The 21,295-nt window shown below is 41.7% G+C and carries 21 protein-coding genes; 5 read left to right on the forward strand and 16 right to left on the reverse strand.

What is annotated here, in order from left to right; all coding sequences use genetic code 11:
- The first annotated feature begins 271 nt into the window (after window positions 1-271).
- The gene (locus C4B60_RS18370) at window positions 272-835 is read left to right on the forward strand and encodes a beta-class carbonic anhydrase (RefSeq protein WP_104059499.1); all 564 of its coding nucleotides are present in this window, start codon (window positions 272-274) and stop codon (window positions 833-835) included.
- A gap of 55 nt (window positions 836-890) precedes the next feature.
- On the opposite strand, the gene C4B60_RS18375 is transcribed toward C4B60_RS18370, so the two are convergent.
- From C4B60_RS18375 to C4B60_RS18415, 9 genes are all read right to left on the reverse strand, one after another.
- Entirely contained in the window at window positions 891-1,376 is a 486-nt protein-coding gene (locus C4B60_RS18375; protein ID WP_104059500.1) for a DinB family protein, read from the reverse strand.
- Window positions 1,377-1,547: 171 nt separating this feature from the next.
- The gene (locus C4B60_RS18380) at window positions 1,548-2,156 is read right to left on the reverse strand and encodes a DUF1349 domain-containing protein (protein WP_104059501.1); all 609 of its coding nucleotides are present in this window, start codon (window positions 2,154-2,156) and stop codon (window positions 1,548-1,550) included.
- An 80-nt stretch (window positions 2,157-2,236) separates the two neighbouring features.
- Window positions 2,237-2,869 carry a response regulator gene (locus C4B60_RS18385; RefSeq protein ID WP_104059502.1) on the reverse strand — a complete coding sequence of 211 codons (633 nt, stop codon included), beginning with the start codon at window positions 2,867-2,869 and terminating at the stop codon, window positions 2,237-2,239.
- On the reverse strand, window positions 2,866-3,909 hold the full coding sequence (locus tag C4B60_RS18390; protein WP_104059503.1) for a sensor histidine kinase: 1,044 nt from the start codon (window positions 3,907-3,909) through the stop codon (window positions 2,866-2,868). Before C4B60_RS18390 ends, C4B60_RS18385 begins: the two co-directional genes overlap by 4 nt.
- Complete coding sequence (liaF, locus tag C4B60_RS18395) at window positions 3,906-4,643, reverse strand: cell wall-active antibiotics response protein LiaF (protein ID WP_167578701.1); 738 nt, start codon at window positions 4,641-4,643, stop codon at window positions 3,906-3,908. Before liaF ends, C4B60_RS18390 begins: the two co-directional genes overlap by 4 nt.
- Before the next feature lie 168 nt (window positions 4,644-4,811).
- Window positions 4,812-5,459 (reverse strand): PspA/IM30 family protein, encoded by a 648-nt coding sequence (locus C4B60_RS18400; protein WP_104059505.1) that lies wholly within the window; start codon window positions 5,457-5,459, stop codon window positions 4,812-4,814.
- 15 nt (window positions 5,460-5,474) lie between these two features.
- A complete protein-coding gene (locus C4B60_RS18405; RefSeq protein ID WP_104059506.1) occupies window positions 5,475-5,816 on the reverse strand; it encodes a lmo0954 family membrane protein in 342 nt (113 codons plus the stop codon).
- Between the two features lie 482 nt (window positions 5,817-6,298).
- Window positions 6,299-6,844, reverse strand: a complete 546-nt coding sequence (locus C4B60_RS18410; protein WP_104059507.1) for a GNAT family N-acetyltransferase — start codon at window positions 6,842-6,844, stop codon at window positions 6,299-6,301.
- A 186-nt stretch (window positions 6,845-7,030) separates the two neighbouring features.
- Window positions 7,031-8,821 carry a M3 family oligoendopeptidase gene (locus tag C4B60_RS18415; protein WP_104059508.1) on the reverse strand — a complete coding sequence of 597 codons (1,791 nt, stop codon included), beginning with the start codon at window positions 8,819-8,821 and terminating at the stop codon, window positions 7,031-7,033.
- A gap of 166 nt (window positions 8,822-8,987) precedes the next feature.
- Here C4B60_RS18415 and recQ point away from each other — a divergent pair, with 166 nt between their 5' ends.
- The 4 genes from recQ to C4B60_RS18435 all read left to right on the forward strand — a co-directional run bounded on the left by recQ (window position 8,988) and on the right by C4B60_RS18435 (window position 13,775).
- Window positions 8,988-11,159 (forward strand): DNA helicase RecQ, encoded by a 2,172-nt coding sequence (gene recQ, locus C4B60_RS18420; RefSeq protein ID WP_342365050.1) that lies wholly within the window; start codon window positions 8,988-8,990, stop codon window positions 11,157-11,159.
- 78 nt (window positions 11,160-11,237) lie between these two features.
- Window positions 11,238-11,999 carry a TspO/MBR family protein gene (locus tag C4B60_RS18425; RefSeq protein WP_104059510.1) on the forward strand — a complete coding sequence of 254 codons (762 nt, stop codon included), beginning with the start codon at window positions 11,238-11,240 and terminating at the stop codon, window positions 11,997-11,999.
- A 134-nt stretch (window positions 12,000-12,133) separates the two neighbouring features.
- Window positions 12,134-12,469, forward strand: a complete 336-nt coding sequence (locus tag C4B60_RS18430) for a hypothetical protein (protein ID WP_104059511.1) — start codon at window positions 12,134-12,136, stop codon at window positions 12,467-12,469.
- Window positions 12,470-12,593: 124 nt separating this feature from the next.
- Window positions 12,594-13,775 (forward strand): GTP-binding protein, encoded by a 1,182-nt coding sequence (locus tag C4B60_RS18435; protein WP_104059512.1) that lies wholly within the window; start codon window positions 12,594-12,596, stop codon window positions 13,773-13,775.
- A gap of 246 nt (window positions 13,776-14,021) precedes the next feature.
- Here C4B60_RS18435 and C4B60_RS18440 read toward each other — a convergent pair whose 3' ends face one another.
- The 7 genes from C4B60_RS18440 to C4B60_RS18470 form a co-directional block, all read right to left on the reverse strand.
- The gene (locus C4B60_RS18440; protein WP_167578702.1) at window positions 14,022-14,633 is read right to left on the reverse strand and encodes a TVP38/TMEM64 family protein; all 612 of its coding nucleotides are present in this window, start codon (window positions 14,631-14,633) and stop codon (window positions 14,022-14,024) included.
- Window positions 14,634-14,693: 60 nt separating this feature from the next.
- Entirely contained in the window at window positions 14,694-15,437 is a 744-nt protein-coding gene (gene map, locus C4B60_RS18445; protein ID WP_104059514.1) for a type I methionyl aminopeptidase, read from the reverse strand.
- Between the two features lie 166 nt (window positions 15,438-15,603).
- On the reverse strand, window positions 15,604-17,097 hold the full coding sequence (locus C4B60_RS18450) for a tripartite tricarboxylate transporter permease (protein WP_104059515.1): 1,494 nt from the start codon (window positions 17,095-17,097) through the stop codon (window positions 15,604-15,606).
- 17 nt (window positions 17,098-17,114) lie between these two features.
- Window positions 17,115-17,573: a tripartite tricarboxylate transporter TctB family protein gene (locus C4B60_RS18455; RefSeq protein WP_104059516.1), complete on the reverse strand. Its 459-nt coding sequence runs from the start codon at window positions 17,571-17,573 to the stop codon at window positions 17,115-17,117.
- 72 nt (window positions 17,574-17,645) lie between these two features.
- A complete protein-coding gene (locus C4B60_RS18460) occupies window positions 17,646-18,656 on the reverse strand; it encodes a Bug family tripartite tricarboxylate transporter substrate binding protein (RefSeq protein WP_104059517.1) in 1,011 nt (336 codons plus the stop codon).
- 183 nt (window positions 18,657-18,839) lie between these two features.
- Window positions 18,840-19,511: a response regulator gene (locus C4B60_RS18465; RefSeq protein WP_104059518.1), complete on the reverse strand. Its 672-nt coding sequence runs from the start codon at window positions 19,509-19,511 to the stop codon at window positions 18,840-18,842.
- Between the two features lie 20 nt (window positions 19,512-19,531).
- The gene (locus tag C4B60_RS18470) at window positions 19,532-21,112 is read right to left on the reverse strand and encodes an ATP-binding protein (RefSeq protein ID WP_104059519.1); all 1,581 of its coding nucleotides are present in this window, start codon (window positions 21,110-21,112) and stop codon (window positions 19,532-19,534) included.
- Window positions 21,113-21,295: the final 183 nt, after the last annotated feature.

The following is a 21,295-nucleotide window of genomic DNA, read 5'->3' on the forward strand; positions in this document are numbered from 1 at the left end:
TAACTATAATGTTAAAAATGTAAGGTGAACGGAGCGGAAGGTGGCGACTCCTGCGGGATAAAGCGGGAGCTTGAGATCCACTTGCTGAAAGCAAGTTAGCTCAAGCCCCGCCCCGCGGAAAGCGTCCACCTGAAGCGCAGTGAACCGGGTTTCCACGATAAACAAATCTTTCCTTGCATAAGTAATTTTAAATAGTTTACTACTAATTAGTTGTCATCCTCTCTGCAGAACAATAGAATAATAGAGAGAAATTAATTAGGGAGGTTCATTCATGTCGCTTCTTTCAGAAATCCTATCGTATAACAAACAATTTGTAGAGGAAAAACAATATGAATCCTTTGCAACAACTAAATTTCCAGATAAGAAACTAGTTATTTTAACCTGTATGGATACCCGCCTACTTGACCTTCTTCCAAAATCAATGGATATGAGAAACGGAGATGTCAAGGTAGTACGAAATGCCGGTGCTGTAATCATGCATCCTTTTGGCAGTATTATGAGAAGTCTTTTAGTGGCAGTGTATGAGCTTCAGGCAGATGAAGTTTTAGTCATTGGCCATTACGATTGCGGCATGGGAGCAGTAAACAGCCATAGCATGATTGAAAAAATGAAAGACCGCGGCATCCAGGAAGAAACCTTTAACACCCTTCAATATTCAGGGATTGATCTTCATGAATGGCTGAAAGGCTTCGACGATGTTAAACAAAGCGTTCGCCATAGTGTTGAAATGGTCCGCGAGCACCCTTTAATGGACAAAAAGGTTCCAATTCATGGTCTAGTTATCGATCCTGAAACCGGCCAGCTTGATTTAGTTGAAGATGGATACAAATCATAAACTGTTTTTTAAGTAAAAATGAAAAAAAGCAAACTCAATAGCTGAGTTTGCTTTTTTACTCTTTATTTTTTAATTCATTTAGAAAATAAATATAATCATAAGGAGTACCTTCATAGCCTAACTGACGATGCATGGCTGTCACATTTCCCCTGTGATAGGATCCATGATTTACTACTGTATACACCATTTCCTCTATAGAATTTTCCATGGGAATATCCTTCATTGTTCTAAATTTGTGAACAGCTGTAGGATCCTTTGTAGAAGTGATAAACTCCATCATGTCCTGATGCAGCTTTGCAAACTCGAGCTTTGCCTCTTGAATTCCCGGAAGCTTTTTTCCCTCGATAACAGGTTTTTCTAAACCCTTCATACGCTCAAGCCAAAGGGCATCCACTACCCACACATGCTCGAAAACAGCACGAATCGTTGGGAAAACACTCTCAATCTCTTTTTCATAGATATCCGGAAGCTCAGCAAGATGATTTAATTGACGTGCAGTGCCCCATATATGATAGGAAAACCAGTCCTGCAGTGAAATCATGTTCCTGTCCCCCTTTCCATTTTATTCATATGTATGATTGCAAGAATAAGTGTTCACTAAAAAAGAGTGCTTCAAGTCATACAGAAAAAAATCTCCTTGGTACCCTCATTTTACTAGGTTTCCGTGGAAAACTGCTCTAAAAATGAATGTGCTTAACTGTCGCCAAAGTATTTACGTTACTTCCATCTGCACTTTCCAGGAATGAAATGTTGTCGTAAAAGAACTCTCTGGTGAAGGACTGCAGGCATATAAACCAACCCTTACCGGCTGACATCCGTCGTCCTCATGAAGACGGGTAATCCGCATTTGTTCGTATTCATATTTATTGTGTTTTGTATGAGCCCAGACCTGGTAAGTTCCGCTCGTACGTTTAATTTTAATTGAAAAAGGCTCACAGGAATCTTCCACCGGGAAATTTTTTGATGACCAGTCGGAAAAACCATTATTAGTAACCACTGTACCGAGATAGCAGCTTCCATCAGGCATGTATTCCAATGAAGCTTTTAGCCAGCAGTCTTCAGACAGCATAATAAAAAGACCAGCTTGGTCGTATCGTCCAGAGGGGTCGTGCATGGTGAGGTGGGTTTCTGTTTCAAAATCACCTTTTATTTCTTTGTAGTAAAAATGTCCGTTCATTCGCTCAAAGCCATAATAGGTTTTTCGCCAGAAGTCAGTGCTTCCCTGTGTTTTCACTTTCAATTCGCTATTTTCCTGGGACCATTCTGAGGGCTCGTTCAGCCAGCAGCAGCCCTGAGCCTGATCTTTTAATAATAAATCCATCTGTGGGCACTCCTTTCTCTGTTTCTCTATTATTTTTCACTTCCCCTTATTGTCCCACAGATAACGTAAAATAACACACTCTATTTCACTAAATCATGTTTAAACGCATAAATAACCGCTTGAGTGCGGTCCTGCACTTCCAATTTACTTAAAATATTACTTACATGGGTTTTAACGGTCTTTAACGCAATGTAAAGCTCGTCGGCGATTTCCTGATTTGATTTTCCTTCCGTCATTAGGTGAAGGATTTCCAGTTCTCTTGCTGTAAGCTCTTCATGAAGCGGTTTTTTAGAACCCTGCCTCATTTTCTTCATCATCTTTCCAGTTACCTCCGGCTCAAGCACCATTTCGCCGTAGTGTGTTTTTCTAACTGCCTCGGCAATTTCACTGGCCTTTGAGGTTTTCAGCATATAGCTTGTCGCCCCAGCCTCAAGTGCAGGATAGACCTTATCGTCATCAAGAAAGCTTGTGACGATAATAATTTTCGCTTCCGGCCAGGAGGCTGTAATTTGTTTCGTCGCTTCAATTCCATCCATTTCTTTCATGACAAGATCCATTAAGATAATATCAGGTCGAAGCTCTAGCGCAAGCTCCACCGCCTTTCCTCCATCATCTGCTTCTCCCACGACCTCTAAATCCTTTTGAGCAGATAAGTATGACCCCACACCAATTCGAACCATTTCATGATCATCTACAAATAAAACCCGAATCACGATGTCCTCTCCTCTCTTTCCTCAAATGGCACCCGCACTTCAAGCCGGGTGCCCTTGCCTGGCAGCGACACTATCTTTAAGGTTCCTCCTATTTCTCCTGCACGTTCCTTCATATTGTTTAAACCATAAGAGCCCGCACGCTCCGTTGTGGCATCAAAGCCCTTTCCATCATCGACTACACGTAAAATGACATAGCCGTCCCTTAAAATACAAAGTACCTGCAATGTATTCGCTTTTGCATGTCGAAGTGTATTTGAAACGGATTCTTGTAAAATGCGAAACAGATGGTCCTCTATTCCCTTAGCCAGCTTCAGGTCCTCAGCTTTCCAGCTAATGGTCATAGGCACCTTCTGCTGAAGCTCACTAAGCAGTTCACTTAATCCTTCCTGCAGCGTTTTTCCTTTTAAGGCAACAGGTCTTAAATGAAGAAGCAGTGCACGCATTTCAAGCTGGGATTGGTGAATCATTTCCTCTACCATTTTCAACTGCTTTGTCTCACCGTCAGATTTATCTTCGTTAGTTTCATTAATCGCTGACATCAGCATCGATGCAGCGAATAGCTGCTGGCTGACTGAATCATGAAGCTCTCGTGCCAGGCGATTTCTTTCCTGAGAAACCATTTCCTGAATAACCTTCTCCTGATTTTCCACCCGCTCACTTGCGAGCCGTTGAGCAGTTCTTGCCTGCTGACTGATCATTTCCTGAACTGCTGATGCTTCCTTTGATAAAAAGGCAAACTCTGCAGTTTGAGGAGGCTTGCCTGTGAGAGTCGATCTGCCCAGCTTTGAATCCTCCAACTGATGAGAAATATACTGAATCTGCTGCCTGAAACCAAGGCTTTGCATTAGCCCCCAGCCGGAAGCAAGTAAACAAATACTCATAAGCAAAAAGAAGACGAGCGGGATATCAAGAAGACGTGTATTCCAGAAAACATTCCAATTTTCCGGAGGGAAAAACAGCAGGTATACACCTAGTGAAGAAAAAACCATGATAAACGATAAACCTAAAGCCTGCAGGATACATCTCGTTACGATCGTCATACCCGCTTCACCTCGAGATCTCCTGCCCAGGCAGATGTGAGGATTTTTACTTTTTGGTGTGCCTCCGTATAGGTTTGTGATTGAAACGCCACACTTTCATTCCATAGACGTGTTGATTGATAGTCGAAAATATCTGCTGATCCTGCAATTGCTGAATGATGAATATTTACATCCAGCTCATAAGGAATGAAAATCGTAATTTTACCGATACAGCTTCTAATTGAAATGACCGATTCCCCTTGAGGAAGCACTGTATTGCTGAGGTCGATGACAATATCCCCGATCCCGTTTTGAAGCTGGATATCTTCCCATTCATAGGTATGCTCAGGTGTATGCTGATTGCCGACCCATTTAGTAGAAAGAAGCTGCTGCCGCTTGAATATAAGCTCTTCACTATTCGTGGCAATACCCGATATTTCAATCACAGGTGTAATAACTTCTGGTTCCTTTTTTGACTGAAAATAATGATTAATCCAATAAACGATGAAAAATAGCAGCAGAAGCTTTAGCGTAAACATCGAAAGAATGGTCATAATTAATGAAAGCAAACCGAGACCAAACATAACTTTTCCTAAAAAACGATGAAAGCTTTTTCGTCCAAAATAAAGAAGTGCTCCTGAAAAAGCTAAAGAAAACAGCATTCCGTTGTTAAAAAATAATATTTCTATTAGTACAAGACCCGCGGCAATCAATACCCAGGTAGAAATTGAATTTGCCTTAAGCTCTTTAAACATAACGCCCATTCCTCCTATCATAAAACCATTAACAGCCATCAGATCGAGGGCTCTGACAAGCTGTTGATAGCTTCACCTCTTTCATTGTACCAATCTTTAGGGCTTGGGAACTATGCTTTTTTGTAGAACAAAGTCGAGAGAACCTGATGCAGGCCTCCCGACTGATAACTAAATTTGGGCTGAATCATTCTGATCGGTTTTTTGCTGCAATTGGGCAATTTGCTGATCGATCGTAAGCTCCTCTGCAGGCTTATCCTTTTCTCCTGTTTCAAGCTTTTTAAGATAGTTTTCGATTTTTTTAAAGCGCAGTTCTTCTTCTGTTTTGCCTGGATTTTCAGAAAACGCATGCTCTGCTTTTTTATTGGCCTCAGCCACGTTTTCACGGCCCATTACTTCAAGACGTTTAATGTACATATCCTTTAGCTTGTGCTTTAATCCGCTGTGTAATTCCTCAAGGGAGGTCAGCTGATTGGTTGATTCCTCTACCGACATCTCAAGGCGCTCTCTGCGTCCCTGGTAATGAGTAAATTCCCGAAGTGCTGCCTGGGCCAATTCATTTTCTCCGGCTTCCTCAGCAAGTCTCACATGCTCTTCTCTTTTTGCTGCCATTGATCTTGCCGCTTCAAGCTCTTTTGTTAATTCTTTTTTTAGGAGGCGCTGGCGTTCGACCAGGTTTGCTACCTTTTCAACTTCTTTTTCACAATCACGCAAGTAACCATTAAGCGTGTCAATTGGATTATCTTTTCTGCTCTTTTTTGGACTATCAGTAAAATCTGCTTTAATTGCATCCGCCATACGTGTAAGTAAATTTGTCATTCTTGTTCTCTCCTTTTACAATGATTTTTTCGTTAATTCTTCCCACTGCTTTTCAAAGCTTTGAAATGGATCCTTGGTTTCAGTTTTTTTGCCATCCCAGTTTTTATACACGACATAAAGCACATACAGAGCGATGAGTCCTAAAATAGCCGGTACATTTACGACGGCCGTTAGCCCTGCGATCACAGCGATAGAACCCCAGATGATTTTCATAACTAATGAATCTGTTTTGAAAAACCATTTCGCTGTGTAATACATGATCGCAACCGTGATCGCAAGACCGACAAGTGCACCGAGATTTGACAGTGCAATGATCGCTGCTACAGCTCCGATAACCACTAACCAAAATTTGTTCATGTTTCTTCCTCCCTTTTCTTTTCATGATCTAATCTTATCGCGTTTCCTTTTTCCTCATAACGCTCCAGGGCTTGATTTTAGACTAAGACCTTAGACGTATCTAGGTGTAAGCAGATATAAATTGTTGTATTGAATGAAAAGTAAATACCTCTTAATGTGGCGTGTTGATTTCCGCTGCAGGGGCATGCTTTCCGCGGGGCGGGGCTTGAGCTAACTTGCTAACGCAAGTGGATCTCAAGCTCCCGCTTCCTCCCGCAGGAGTCAGCCCCTTCCGCTTCAATCAACTCCTAAAAATTTGATGTAGTTCTACCAAATTTAAACACTGCAGGATTCTGCTTTTTATCGAAACTGATAAATATCTCCAAAACAACACAAAAAACCGGCACAACGCAAAAGTTGTCCCGGCTAACCTTCTACCACACCCATCGTCTCATACGATGAACAGTCCTTATAAAATATTTCTCCCATTGGGCCTTGCCCTTTCAAAACTCGTCCTCGATCATACTGTATAAATAATGATCCTCCCACACGCCGTTGATAAAAAGATTTTTCCGCAGCCTGCCTTCCCGCTGCATCCCCACCTTCTCTAACACCTTAACCGACGCTTCATTCCTAGGAGACACAAGAGCCTCCATTCTATGTAGTCCAAAATCCCGAAACGCAAACCTTAACGCAGCTGTTACAGCCTCAGTCCCATATCCCTGCATCGTCTTTGATTTGTCCAGTGAATAACCAATGTAAGCGGATGAAAACGGCAATCGGCGAATTGAATAAATAGAAATACTGCCGATCATTTCATGTGTATCCGCCATAAAGATGCCCCAGCTGTATTCTTTTCCGAGCTTATGCTGTGCTTGAGATTCAGCTAATTTTTCCAGCTGCACATCACGAGTATAAAATGATTCAGGATGCTTTGGTTCATAAATCGTCCAAAACTCTCGATTTCGCTTTAATAATTCAACAAACATGTCAACATCCTCTAACCCTAATGGCCGAAAATAAAGACGATCGCTCTTTAACAAAATCATCGCACACTCTCCAATGCGTCCAAACTTTTACTGTCTACAATAATTGTAAACCCTATCCTGAAAAAAACGAAGCGTTTTTTAAACAGAATTGACCGTATTCCAAACTGCTTTACCACCTTCCATAAAAGTATTCAAAAAAGAAAACCGTTCGCTGAATGTATGCCAGGCGAACGGTTGCTAGTCTTATTATTTCGTTATTTGTAGAAATTCCTCTGCATCCTTCACACAAAGAGCGATTCCTTTTTCCCAAAACGCTTCCTGTGTAATATCTTCATTCAAGTGCTTCAACGCAAGATCTTCAGTTGTCATCACCGCTGTATCACGAAGAAGTGCCATGTATTTTTCTTCATAGTCTGTTCCTTCCTCCAATGCTTTGGCATAAATACTTAGTGAGAATAAATAGCCAAAGGTATACGGGAAGTTATAGAACGGTACACCCGTAATATGGAAGTGCATTTTAGATGCCCAAAAGCGGGGATGAGAGTCCTCAAGAGCGCCTGCATAGGCTTCCTGCTGTGCTTCTGACATCAATTCATTTAAACGGCTTGCAGTAACAGGTCCTTGCTTTCGCTCTTCATAAAAACGTGTTTCAAACAAAAAGCGGGAGTGGATATTCATGAAAAAGGCGATGCTTCTTGATACCTTATCTTCAAGAAGGGATACCTTCTCATCTTCTGACTGGGCTTCTTTAACGGCTGCATCAGATACAATCATTTCAGCGAATGTTGAAGCGGTTTCTGCTACATTCATCGCATACAGACGGTTTAATGGATCCTTTGGACGCAATGCATACGTATGGAATGCATGTCCAAGCTCGTGAGCAAGTGTTGCCACATTGGACATAGAGCCGCTGTAGGTCATGAAAATGCGGGACTGCTCATCAAGTGGAAAGCCAGTGCAAAAACCGCCTGGGCGCTTGTCAGCACGATCCTCAGCCTCAATCCATCCTTCTTTAAATGCTTTTTCAGAGAACTTTGCCATTTCTGGACCAAATTTCTCAAAGTGTTTAAGGATAAAGGCTGCGCCTTCATCGTATGTAAGTGTTTTAGAGGAATCGCTTAACGGCGCATCCATATGAGCCCACGTCATTTTTTCAAGTCCTAAAAGGTTTGCTTTTCGCTTGAGGAAATCCACAAATGGCTTCTTATTTTTAGAAATCGCTCCCCACATCGCATCAAGTGTTTCCTGCTTCATGCGGTTAATATCCAGCGGCTCTTTCAATACCTCGTCCCATCCGCGCTTTTTGTACACATTTAAACGAAAGCCTCCGAGGTGATTTAGCGTTTCAGCAAAAAGAGATTCTTTTTCTTTCCATGCTTCCTCAAGATTTTGGCTTACTTCCTCACGTACCTTTGGATCCTTGTGGGAAGTCAGGTTATTTGCCTGCCCAACTGAAAGTGTTTTTTCTTCTCCATCGACATGTACTTTAATACTCATCGATGAGATAATTGCATTATATATTTGTCCCCAGCCATGGTAGCCATCTACACCAAGTGCCTGAATCAGACTTTCTTCCTCCTCGGACAAACGCTCCTTTGCACTTTCTCTCCACTCATTCAGAACAAATGTAAATTCCTTAAGATCTTCATCCTCTAAAATCGCTGTCCACACATCTCCATCTGCTGCTGAAAGCTTTTGCTGTAAAGCAGAAAAAGCGGAACCGAACTGGGCACCAAGTCCTGTGATTTTGCCCCGGAGAACATTTGCACCAACATCTTTTGTATCCTGGGCCTCTAAACAGCTGGCAAAGGCACCCGCCTGACGTATCCCCATCATGACTTCTTTTGCTTCATTGATTAAGTTCTTTACCTGACCCGTTTCTGATTGACTGGCAGGTGTTGTAAAGCTCTTTACATTGCCTGCGAAGGCTTCTGTTTTTGCTGTGTATTCTTCGAGATGCTTTTTCAGTGCAGGAGAACTGCTTCCTCCTTCAAAAAACACATCCAGATCCCATTGCTGGGGGTATGTAGTGGTCAATTGTACTTCCTCCCTTTACTTGCTTTATAAAATCGTCAGATAACTCACATTTTTCACTATACCATATTGCTTCGAATCACGAAACATATTCCCGAAGTGTTTTTTGATTGTCTTCCAATCTGCTTAATTTTGTGAGCTGAAATGTGTTAGAATGATAGAATTGACGTTGAACGAAAGGATGATTTCCATGCTCCTGCAGGCTGAAAAAGCTTTGCAAACCTATTTTGGCTACAACTCGTTCCGACCAGGTCAGGACCGGGTAATCGAATCTATTTTAAACGGTGAAAATTCACTGGGCATTATGCCGACCGGCGGCGGAAAATCCTTATGCTATCAGATTCCAGGGATTATTACAGAGGGCACTGCCCTGATCATCTCCCCTTTAATCTCATTAATGCGTGACCAGGTTGATGCCCTGCTTGAAGCAGGAATTAAAGCTACCTATATAAATAGCTCCCTGTCTTCAGCTGAGGTCTCTGAAAGAATGCATGATATCCGACAGGGGCACTATCAGTTTGTCTATGTCGCTCCTGAACGGTTTGATTCAGCTTCGTTTATTCATAGCATCTCTTCTATCCGGCTTTCTCTGATTGCTTTTGATGAAGCCCATTGTATTTCTCAATGGGGACATGATTTCAGACCAAGCTACCGCTCGATTGTCAGTAAAATATACACGCTTCCTAATCTTCCGGTGCTTGCAGCTTTGACTGCGACAGCTACTGACAATGTCATTCAGGATATTGCAACTCTTCTTGCCATTCATCCCTCGAATATTGTAAACACCGGGTTTGCAAGAGACAACCTTTCTTTTCATGTGTTAAAGGGCGAGGACAAGCAGAAATTTATTTCACGCTATATAAAAGAGCATGAGCTTGATACTGGCATCATCTATACGGCAACTCGAAAAGAAGCGGACCAGCTGACAAAGACTCTTTCTGCAAAAGGACATTCGGTTACATGTTATCATGCAGGACTTCCCGAACAGACTCGTGAGGAAGCACAGCGCCAGTTCATCTATGACGAGAAAAAGATCATCATCGCGACGAATGCATTCGGTATGGGAATCGATAAATCCAATGTGCGCTTTGTCATCCATTATCAAATGCCAATGAATATGGAATCGTATTATCAGGAGGCCGGACGTGCAGGACGTGACGGCGAGCCAAGTGACTGCTTTTTGCTTTATAGTCCTCAGGATGTCATGCTTCAGAAGTTTTTAATTGAGCAGTCCATTGCCAATGAGGATAAAAAAGCCGATGAATACGGTAAGCTTCAGCAAATGGTCAATTATTGCCACAGCAATAGCTGCCTCCCCCGTTTTATTCTTGATTACTTTGAAGACCCTCAGATGACCGGGGATTGCGGTCATTGCAGCAACTGCCGGGATGAACGTGAGAAGATCAATCGTACTCGCGATGTCCAAATCGTTTTATCAACAGTCAAACGGATGGGTGAACGATTCGGAACCGGGATGACAGCGAAGGTTTTAAAGGGATCAAGAAGTAAAAAGGTGATCGACTTTGGACTAGACAAGCTTTCAACGTACGGAATGATGAGGAGCCAGACGGAAAAGCAGATAAGTGATTTTATTCAGTATCTTATTTCCGACGGGTATCTTGGGCTTGAAAGCGGTCAGTTTCCTACTATACGTCTCGGTCAGCGCGCACTTGCCGTCCTAAAAGGCGAGGAAGAGGTTTGGGTTAAATCTGCTTATCAAATTCAGCAGCAGGAGACATCATATGATGAAGCACTCTTTGAAGAGCTGCGGGCACTCCGGTCTGAAATCGCTAAAGACCAATCGATTCCACCGTATCTCATTTTTTCAGATGCGACGCTGCGTGAGATGGCCACCTATTATCCAGTCGACTCAGAGGCAATGCTCAATGTTAAAGGAGTCGGTGAGCGAAAGCTTAACGAATATGGTGACGCATTTGTGGAAATTATCCAAGCGTATGTTGAAAAAAACGGAACATCTGTGAAAAAGGCAGAGGCTCCTGTGCTAAAAGAGGTTGAGCAGCCCCCGTCTCGTGTTCCTTCCACAGAAGAACCAAGCTACCTTTTTTCATATAATCTTCTGCAGGAAGGAAAAACGGTGGAAGAAATAGCTAAAGAACGTGCAATGAAGGTCCAAACGATTGAAAAGCATCTTATTGCTGCGTTTAAAGAAGGTCACTCTCTGCCCTTTGAAGAGTGGATCTCAGCTGAGCTTGAGGAAGCTGTCATATCGATCAGAGAGAGCCTTGAGGAGCCTAAGCTAAGGCCAATAAAAGAAGAGCTTGGGGATGAGGTCAGTTATTTTCAAATAAAAATGGCATTAGCCAAACATAACTTTATATAAGATTTTCGAAATTTGACGGGTTATTAGAGTCTTAGAGGGAATAAGGGAAAGACGAATCTTTTTTAGGAGGTCTTTCTTATGAAGCGTCTTATCGTTAATTTGCTTGCGCTGATCGCTGTAGTTGTGGTGAACACGCTGGCAAACACGCTGCCGATTAACGGCTTAACCACTGGAGATATCTCAAACAGGCTGAATGTATTGTTCACACCTGCGGGATATGTCTTTTCCATTTGGAGTGTAATTTATTTTCTCCTCCTCGTCTGGATCTTGCGGGGCGGGTTAAGAACACAGCAGGACCGCGGTGTATACCGCAACACTTCTACGCTGTTTGTCATTAGCAGCCTGCTGAATATTACCTGGATTTTTATGTGGCATTATGAGCTATTTGCTGTGTCAGTGGCGGTAATGCTTGGACTATTAACGTCTGTGATCATGATCTATGTTGTGATCAAACGTAATAATCCTACTTTTTTTGATCGTCTTCCATTTTCCGTTTATATGGGATGGGTGAGTGTCGCCACGATTGCGAATATCGCCTATACTCTTAATCATCACGAATGGAATGGCTTTGGTCTTTCGTCTGTATTTTGGACGATTCTTCTCTTGCTTGTTGCAACTGCACTTGCTCTTCATGTCCGCTATCATGAGCATGACTGGGTTTATCCGCTTGTGTTTATATGGGCGTTTATTGGCATTGGAGTAAGAAACGAAGGAGAGGCTTCAGCAGTTGTCTTTACTGCTTACGTATTATCAGCAGTCATTACAGTTGGAATTTTCCTTCTGCGCAAAAAAGATCATTCAAAAATCGGCTTTGGATCAAAAAAGCTTAAATTTAAATAAAATTGTTCCTTGTTGTCCGGCTCTTACATTGTTCGGGACAGCAAGGGCTTTTTTTATTATTTCATCCTCCCCTGTCTTTTGATACGATAAGGAGGAAGTAACGTCCCGAAAAAATCGGGAGAAGGAGTTTGTCATTGAACGAATCACTTATTTTTATTATGTTCCTGCTTACATTACTCGTAGGTCCCGTACTAATGATTTTATCAATTATTTATGGAAGAAAACACAAAATGAAGTGGCTGTGGATCGTTAATAGCATCTTCCTTTTATTTTCAACAGCAGTCGTTATCTTTTATCTTCTGCAGCTTGAAGAAATTGCAGCATTGAACGCTCCCGGAGGTACAGCCGTTTACGTTCTTCTTCTCATGTCCTCGACGATTTCAATTCCTACTGCCCTGTCGTTTTTTACATTTGCAGCCGCAATCTTTCTTAACCAGCGAAAAAAAGCAGGACAAACAAACGGTGAGTGACCACTCATCGTTTTTCTTATGGACAAATTTCTTTTAAACGTTTATTATTAAATCGTAATAATTACGATTTGTATAGTAATTCTTGTAAATCGTACGTACTCAATTTATTTTAGGAGGAATCATTTTGTCTATTCCGGTTACCGTATTGAGCGGTTATTTAGGAGCAGGGAAAACCACTCTGCTTAACCATGTGCTTAAAAATAAAGAAAACCTGCGTACTGCTGTGATTGTAAATGATATGAGTGAAATAAATATCGACGCTGAGCTTATAAAGAGCGGTCATTTCAGCCGAACGGAGGAAACACTTGTAGAGCTTCAGAATGGCTGTATTTGCTGTACACTGAGGGATGATTTAATGCAGGAGGTTGAGCGTCTTGCCAAGCAAGGGGATATTGACTACATCCTTATTGAATCAACAGGTATCTCTGAGCCAATTCCGGTTGCCCAAACGTTTACTTATATGGACGAAGAGCTCGGGATTGACCTCTCTTCCCTATGCCGACTTGATACAATGGTTACAGTAGTTGATGCATTTCGCTTCTGGCAGGATTACGAGAGCGGAGAAACACTGCTTGATCGAAAGCAGACGGACGATGAACTGGATCAGCGGGACGTATCTGATCTGTTGGTTGATCAAATCGAGTTTGCAGATGTTATTGTCCTTAACAAAACTGATTTGATTTCGAAGAACTATGTCTCCGCTATGAAAGTATTTTTAAGAAAAATGAATGCAGAAGCGGACATTATAGAATCTTCTTATGGAAAAGTTCCACTACGAAAAATTCTACATACAAACCGGTTTGACTTTGAACGCTCGAGCCAGTCTGCCGGATGGATTAAAGAACTGAATGAAGAGCATATACCGGAAACCGATGAGTATGGAATTCAGTCCTTTGTATATCGCAGACAGCGTCCCTTCCACCCAGGACGTTTACATGAATGGCTGTTAAATTTACCAGCTGAAATCGTCCGGGCTAAAGGCTTTTTCTGGCTTGCGAGCAGAAATAACACCGCTGGATTATTTTCTCAGGCCGGGGCTTCCATCCAGCTGCAGGGAGCAGGAGATTGGATTGCTGCATTGCCAAAAGTAGAGCAGCAAAACGTATTAAAGGAAGAGCCGGAGCTTTTAGCAAAGTGGGATCCGATATGGGGAGACAGGATGAATGAACTTGTTTGGATCGGCATTGATATGGACAAAGAAGAAATAATCACGTCTCTTGATGAATGTCTGCTGACTGACAAAGAAATGAAAAGTGACTGGTCCATGATTTCAGATCCTCTTCCCCCATTTGTCGTACATGAGTAACTCAATTATTGAATTAATGAGGTTTAGGCAAATAATGTCTCAGTCTCCTTCGTCCGGTTTACTGCGCTTCAGACGGACGCTTTCCGCGGGGCGGGGCTTGAGCTAACTTGCTTTCAGCAAGTGGATCTCAAGCTACCGCTTCCTCCCGCAGGAGTCGCCGCCTTCCGCTCCGTTCACCTCACATTTCTAAAATGAGTGTTATGTCCCAGACTCGTTTTTTATAAATAACGTAAATTATCATTCAGTTTATACGATTTTTCTATTAAATAAATAGAAAGCAGCTATCGTCAGAATAAGAAAATAAAGACCAAAAATCCCAATCGAAGTCCATTTACTGCCCTCGTAAATGCTTCCTGCAAAGGTAAGAGTCAGAACGGCAGGGAGCTTACCAAGAAAGGTCGCGATAAAAAAGATTGACCATCTGACTTTGCTTAATGCTGACACAATTGTGATAAGCGGCGCAGGAAAAATAGGAATGAATCGCGCAAAAAGAATCGCTAAGAAAGCATTTTTTTCAAACAGAAGTTCGAATTGTTTGAGCTTTACCGTTTTATCCAATGCTTTTTGTGCATTCTTACGAAAGCCGTATCTTGAAAGAAAAAACATTGCCATTGTACCAATCATTATTCCAGTAAGTGATGTAAAGACACCAACAGCAACACCAAATAAAGAGCCGATCGTGCCTGCCAGCACTGGATATGGAATGATAGGAAAAAAGATCAGCATCGCTACAAAAGCTATGCTTGCTATAACGGCAAAAGATCCTCCTATGTAAATCCAGTCGAGCATTAAATCCTTGTAAAAAATAACCAAAAGGATAATTGCTAAAGAAAATCCAACTGCAGTAATTTGTTTCATTATGTCTCCTCGCATCTATTTATCAAGAAAAAAGAAGCAGCTAAAAAAGCTGCTCCTCTTTTATTGTTTCGTTATAATAATCGGTTCACCTTTTGTAATCACAATCGTATGCTCAATTTGAGCGACAAGACTGCCATCCGGTGTTTTATATGTCCAGCCATCGGGCTGCTCCTCAACATAGTCCGCTTTCATTGAAATAAACGGTTCAAATGCAATAACCGTTCCTTCCTGAAGCAGTTCATTATCCCATGGATCAAAATAATTTAAAATATGGTCCGGCGCCTCATGAAGAGATTTCCCGATTCCATGTCCTGTTAGGTTGGTGATAACACTATAGCCATGCTCACGGGCAATGCGTGCTACCGTTTTTCCAATCTGACTTTTCTTAGAGCCGGCCTTGGCCTTTTTAACTGCTTCGTAAAAGGCTTTTTCTGCTGTTTCACAAAGTTTTGTCAACTCTTCATTTTCGCCGACAACAAATGAAATTCCTGTATCGGCAAAATATCCGTCAAGTGAACCGGATACATCAATATTAACAAGGTCGCCATCCTTTATGACCCGGTCGCTCGGGATCCCATGAGCTACCTCATCGTTTACGCTTATACATGTATAACCAGGAAAGTTATATTCACCCTTAGGTCCTGAAATGGCCCCATATTGAGCAAATTTTTTCTTTCCGATTTTATCTAATTCATTCGTTGTAATCCCCGGCTTTGTCGCTGCTCGCATTTCATCACGAATTTCTGCAACAATCGCCCCGATTTTCTTTAACGCCTCAAGCTCTTGATCTGTTTTTACAATCATTTTATTCTCTCCTTAACCAGCCATTTTACTGATCTTTTTAGATTATCATTATTCATTAGAAAAAGTAAGCGTTAGGGCTGAGAGAGAATAAAATTAAACAAATAAAAAAAGGCTGGACAACTTATTGTCTCAGCCTCATGAAGCAGCTTCACTATGCTTTTACATCTTAAACTTCAACCTTCTTTTTTCTCAGACCGAGCAAAACCGGTACTAAGAACGACAGCAGTGAAATAATAATTAGTGTCAACGGCAGAGGTGACGTAACAAAAATGCTTAAATTCCCATTTGAGATCGTCATAGACTGTCTAAACGCCTGCTCCATCATTCCGCCAAGAATAAACGCGAGAATAAAAGGCGGCGCCGGGAATGAGAATATTCTCATGAAAAATCCGATCGCTCCAAAAATTAATAGCATATAAAGGTCAAACACATTAAAGCTGATTGAATACACCCCTACTAAACTAAACATAATAACAAGTGAAATTAACATTGGTCTTGGAATGGCTAATATCTTTGCCAAATAAGGAATTAAAGGCAGATTTAAGATTAGTAGAAACACATTTCCTAAATACATACTGGCAATAATTCCCCAAAAAATTTCAGGACGCTCAACCATTAGCATAGGGCCAGGCTGTACACCAAGAACCAGAAATGCTCCGAGCATAACAGCCGTTGTTCCAGAACCCGGGATCCCCAGACTTAACAGCGGTACAAATGCGCCGCTGGTTGCAGCATTATTCGAGCTTTCCGGAGCTGCGATTCCTTTGATTGAACCTTTTCCAAATTCTTCTGGTTTTTTTGCAATCTTTTTCTCAAAAATATAACTGATAAAAGAAGAAATGGTTGCCCCTGCTCCCGGCAGTACGCCGAGAATAAATCCAACGAAGGACTGTCTTGAAACCGGACCGCTCATTTCTTTTAGATCGCTCTTTGACAGCTTCAAACTCCCAAGCTTCTGACTGTCGCTTAACGAATTGTTGCGCCGGTTCAGCACCAGCATACACACTTCAGCTACTGCAAACAAACCGAGCGCAATGATTAAAAAGTCAAAGCCATCGAGCAAATTTACACTGCCAAACGTAAATCGCTGTGTACCTGTTTGCGGGTCAATCCCGATTGTAACAACCATGAATCCCGCCACTGCTGAAATTAATGCTTTAAGCGTTGAGCCATCAGACAAACTCGAGATGGCAGTAAGACCCATCAGCATAAGAGCAAAATAAGCAGGTGGACCAAATGATATCGCTACACTTGAAAGAGCAGGTGCTAATAGCATCAGCAGGACAACACTTACCGTTCCTCCAATAAAGGATGCCACCGCTGCAATGGCAAGTGCTTTACCTGCCTGTCCCTTCTGTGCCATCGGATAGCCGTCAAACGATGTCGCAACCGTTCCTGCAACCCCAGGCGCATTTAATAGAATAGAGGAAGTTGACCCTCCAAAAACAGCTCCATAATAAACTCCCGCCATCATCACAAGCGCCGGTGCCGGATCCATTCCATAGGTGATAGGAATCATTATAGCAATTGCACTAATAGGTCCAAGCCCCGGCATCATCCCGATCAGTGTTCCTACAACTACTCCAATCAGGACAAACATGATTCCTTCCCAGCTTAGCGCCACTTGAAATCCGGATAATAATCCTTGAAATGCTTCCATTTAACAAACCTCCCATCCTAAAACGGCAAAATTCCACGAGGTAAAACAATGCCTAATGCATAAACAAAAATTCCGTACAGAGTTAAAGGAAACAAAATAGATACAATTAAATTTGTTTTCCATTTGTCGTACCCCAAAAACCATGAACAAAAGTAAATAAATAGACCGGTCATGATAATAAATCCAATCATTTCAAATAAGAAAATATACAAAAAAATCATGGCAAATACAGCCGCTAAAACAAGGAGTTCTTTTCTTGGTATTGCTCTTTTTTGCTTTTCAGCTTCAGTTTCCTTTGTTCTGGAAAAATAGAGCAGGATAGCTAAAAGGATTAAAAGCCAGCCTAGCCCATTTGGGATCACATCCGCATCAACTGATGTATAGGGATATGAAGGCAACTGATAGCTTAATAGCAAATAAGAACCTGCCAGTATAACGAGAATAAGTCCAATCCGTTGATTCATTGTTTTTAACATGTCGGTGCCTCCTTTTTCAAAAGAGAAGATTAAACCAATGATCTGCCATTGATTTAATCTTCAGGGAAAAAGCTAGTTTCCTAGTCCTAATTCATCTAACAAGGTTTCGATTTCTTTCTTTTCTTCATCTAAAAACGTCTTGTACTCTTCACTATCCATATACATTTCATTCCAGCCATATTTTTTACGAACTTCATCAAACTCTTCTGAATCGCTCAATTCCTTAAATTTTGCTTCGTAATAGTCAACAGCTGCCTGATCCATATTCGGAGGACCAAAGAATCCGCGCCAGTTTACGAATGTTTCATCAATTCCCTGCTCCATTGCAGTTGGGAAGTCTGACAATACTTCTCCTTCCAAACGCTCTTCAGCAGTAATCCCGAGTACCTTAATATTGCCGGCTCTTACCTGCTCTACAGTCTCGCCTACTCCTGTTGAATACACATCAACACTTCCGTTTAACAGCGCTGTAAGCGTGCCGCCCTCTTGCTCAGAAACATATTTAATTTTCGTTACATCAACACCGGCAGCCTTTGCAATTCTAATAAACTGGATGTGGTCCATGCTTCCTGGAGCTGAAACGCCGATAACCGTTACGCTTTCAGGATCTTCTTTCATATCATCAAATAAATCATTCAGGTCATCCCACTCGGCATCCTCACGAACTGCAAACGCGCCATAGTCAGCGATCACGTTAGCAAGAGGTGTAAAGTCTTCATGACCATATTGGGATTGTCCGTTCAATGGCACAAACATTAAAGGCGGGGATGAAACAAATAAATTGTAAGGGCTGTCATTTTTCCCGTGAATATAAGCCCATGCAATGGCTCCGCCTCCTCCTTCTTTATTGATTACTGCCATATTTTCTTCCAGGATACCTGTCTCACCGAACACCTTTGCCACTTCACGAGCTGTCGTATCCCATCCGCCGCCAGCACCTGCAGGAGCTACCATTTCAATCGGCTTTGTCGGAGTAAAATCCCCGCCGTCACCGTTAGAGTCGCCGTTGGCATTGTCACTATTACATGCAGCCAGTGCAACAGCTGAAAGCATAAGCAATAAAGTCATACTGATTTTTTTCATAATGTTCTCCCCTTTGTTGTAGATATTGAGTTCAGTTGATAACTCTTAAACTGATTATAAGGTTGAATTTTCTGAATGTAACCGTTTTCAATTTAACTCGCATTAAAAGTTTTATTCACATTTTGTTCATAAAAACCACAAGCGGACCAATCCTATTGGATTGATCCGCTGAAGTTTACGATGCTATTTTTTATAATAATTCCGCTCCGGTCTTCCCACAATTCCGTAATCAAGCTTTGCTGCACAATAATCGATCGATACCAGGTATTCTAAATAACGCCTGGCCGTAGTTCTTGAAGCCCCCATTTGCTCCCCCATTTTTTCTGCTGATGTTCCCTCTGAAGATGACATTAGTATTTCTTTTACTTTTTCAAGAGTTAAAGGATCGATGCCCTTTGCGTAAGGTTTTTCTTCTTTTTGCTGCTCCTGTATACCGAAATACCGGTCAAGGAAGGGCTGATCAATTTGACTCGCGTTTTCAAAGAGCTCTTTCTCTTTTTTATATCTTTCCAGAGTAGCAATAAACCTTTCTAAGGTTGCCGGTTTAATAATGACACCCTTAACCCCTTTTCTTATCGCTTTTTCCATGTACTCCTTCTCTGTCGCTGCTGAAACTAGAATAATATCAACTTCTTCGTCTTGAGATCTGATTTCTTCGATTAGATCCACCCCCATACCATCAGGCATATAATTGTCCAAAAGGATCAAATCTATTTTATTCTTCTTAATCATATTGATCGTTTCAGCACAGGTAGACGTTTTTCCTACAAGTACTGAATCCTCTATTTTAGAGAGAAAACCCTCGTGGACCCCTGCTACCCGAAAATCATCCTCCGCTATTAAAACCCTTAGCATCCTTAACTCCCCCCTGATGATTAAACTGCTTTTGGCAGATACACGGTAAAAATTGCCCCACCCTCTTTTTCGTGATTAATTTCAATTGAGCCTTTAAGAGATTCTACCGCATTTTTTACGATTGCAAGCCCGTATCCTCTGTCTGCTTTTTCTTTAGTCGAAAAACCCTGTTCAAAGATCTTCTCCAGCTGAACGGCCTGAATTCCTCTACCGCTGTCTGATACCTCGATGACAATATCATTTCCAACGTCAGTAATGAAAAAATTCACTTCTCTTACAGGAAGCGTTCTCACTTCTTCAATGGCATTATCGAGCAGATTCCCAAGGATATGAATGATCTTTGTAATATCCACATGGCCCGGAAGCTCATGAAGCGAGCTATTTTCATCAATCATTAATTTTACTTTTTGTTCTGAAGCCTTTCCAAGCTTTCCAAGCAGAATCGCCTGTACTTTTTTGTCCTGAATCTGTCCCAGCATCGATTTCATTTGGTTCTCATGGTAGCTTGCTTCCTCCTGAATTAATTCAATCGCGTCATCGTAATGTTCGAGCTGAAGCAGCCCGGAAATGGCATATAGCTTATTTGTGTACTCATGCGTTTGAGCCCGCAGACCTTCAGAATACTGCTGAACCTCAGATAAGGTATTAATCATTTCCTCAATTTCAGTCTTATCTCTGAAACTTGAAACCATTCCTACAACTTTGTCATCCTCCATTATAAGTGTCCGGTTTGTTACAATAACTTTATCACCAATCAGCACCTCTAAATCCTTTGTTGGCTTTTCTCCTTTTTGGAGAAGCTCATACATCCCTGATTCAGGAATGACATCCCGGATATGCTTATTAATCCCTTTAGAGTCGAGATTAAGGATTTTTTGGGCGGATTGATTCATCGTGGTAATAACCCCTTTGCTGTCGATGGAAATGACGCCTTCTGCGATTGAAGAGAGGATTGCCTCACGATCTCGGTAAAGCGCTGCTATTTCTCTGGGCTCAAGTCCCATCGTATCTTTACGGATATTTTCAGCAAGAATAATGCTGCCGATAATTCCAAGTACAAGAACAATTAGGGAAAACCCGATAACTTCAAGTATATTTTGGTAAACGGTTTGCTGAATATCATCAATCATGTATCCAACAGAGACGATTCCGATTATTTCTCCCTCATCGCTATAAATTGGGGCTTTTCCTCTTAGGCTTCTGCCAAGCGATCCATCCGCTTCTGATATATAGTAATTTCCATCAATTAAAGCTGCATCATTATCGCCGCCGACCATTTTCAGCCCGAGTTTTTCTTCCTCGGGATGGGCATACCTGATCCCCTCGGCATTACCGATGACAACAAATTCTGCCCCAACAACCGTCGCCAGATGCTTTGTAAAAGGCTGAAGGACAATAGAAGGATTTTCTTCATTCATGGCATGTATAACGGTTGGAGAAATCGCAACCGTCGTCGCCACATCCAACGCACGGGTTCCGATATCCTCCTTTGTATCCTGCATCTCTTTAAAACCCAGCGCACTGCTGATCGCGATCGTTATAATAAAAATAATAAATACATTAAGCAGAATGATTTTTGACTGAAGTGAAAAACTGGGCATCATCGCATTCTCCTTAAACAAATTATTCTGATAAATTGATTCTAGCATAGATAAGATTGTAAAAATTCATCTACTTCTATTTAAAATAACGATTTTCATAGTAATTGGGAAGAATGAAAAGGCAATTTTTGAAAAAGTGAATAATTTATCCATTAAACCGTATAAAAAACAGCCAGGACGAAA

The sequence above is a fragment of the Jeotgalibacillus proteolyticus genome (genome assembly GCF_002926065.1).
GTDB classification, from domain to species: Bacteria; Bacillota; Bacilli; order Bacillales; family Jeotgalibacillaceae; genus Jeotgalibacillus; species Jeotgalibacillus proteolyticus.

Excerpts from the sequence above, each read along its gene's own strand:
- C4B60_RS18370 (WP_104059499.1), top strand. The coding sequence starts at position 272 with ATGTCGCTTCTTTCAGAAATCCTATCGTATAACAAACAATTTGTAGAG.
- C4B60_RS18375 (WP_104059500.1), bottom strand. The coding sequence starts at position 1,376 with ATGATTTCACTGCAGGACTGGTTTTCCTATCATATATGGGGCACTGCA.
- C4B60_RS18380 (WP_104059501.1), bottom strand. The coding sequence starts at position 2,156 with ATGGATTTATTATTAAAAGATCAGGCTCAGGGCTGCTGCTGGCTGAAC.
- C4B60_RS18390 (WP_104059503.1), bottom strand. The coding sequence starts at position 3,909 with ATGACGATCGTAACGAGATGTATCCTGCAGGCTTTAGGTTTATCGTTT.
- liaF (WP_167578701.1), bottom strand. The coding sequence starts at position 4,643 with ATGTTTAAAGAGCTTAAGGCAAATTCAATTTCTACCTGGGTATTGATT.
- C4B60_RS18400 (WP_104059505.1), bottom strand. The coding sequence starts at position 5,459 with ATGACAAATTTACTTACACGTATGGCGGATGCAATTAAAGCAGATTTT.
- C4B60_RS18405 (WP_104059506.1), bottom strand. The coding sequence starts at position 5,816 with ATGAACAAATTTTGGTTAGTGGTTATCGGAGCTGTAGCAGCGATCATT.
- C4B60_RS18410 (WP_104059507.1), bottom strand. The coding sequence starts at position 6,844 with ATGATTTTGTTAAAGAGCGATCGTCTTTATTTTCGGCCATTAGGGTTA.
- C4B60_RS18425 (WP_104059510.1), top strand. The coding sequence starts at position 11,238 with ATGAAGCGTCTTATCGTTAATTTGCTTGCGCTGATCGCTGTAGTTGTG.
- C4B60_RS18440 (WP_167578702.1), bottom strand. The coding sequence starts at position 14,633 with ATGAAACAAATTACTGCAGTTGGATTTTCTTTAGCAATTATCCTTTTG.
- map (WP_104059514.1), bottom strand. The coding sequence starts at position 15,437 with ATGATTGTAAAAACAGATCAAGAGCTTGAGGCGTTAAAGAAAATCGGG.
- C4B60_RS18450 (WP_104059515.1), bottom strand. The coding sequence starts at position 17,097 with ATGGAAGCATTTCAAGGATTATTATCCGGATTTCAAGTGGCGCTAAGC.
- C4B60_RS18455 (WP_104059516.1), bottom strand. The coding sequence starts at position 17,573 with ATGTTAAAAACAATGAATCAACGGATTGGACTTATTCTCGTTATACTG.
- C4B60_RS18460 (WP_104059517.1), bottom strand. The coding sequence starts at position 18,656 with ATGAAAAAAATCAGTATGACTTTATTGCTTATGCTTTCAGCTGTTGCA.
- C4B60_RS18465 (WP_104059518.1), bottom strand. The coding sequence starts at position 19,511 with ATGCTAAGGGTTTTAATAGCGGAGGATGATTTTCGGGTAGCAGGGGTC.
- C4B60_RS18470 (WP_104059519.1), bottom strand. The coding sequence starts at position 21,112 with ATGCCCAGTTTTTCACTTCAGTCAAAAATCATTCTGCTTAATGTATTT.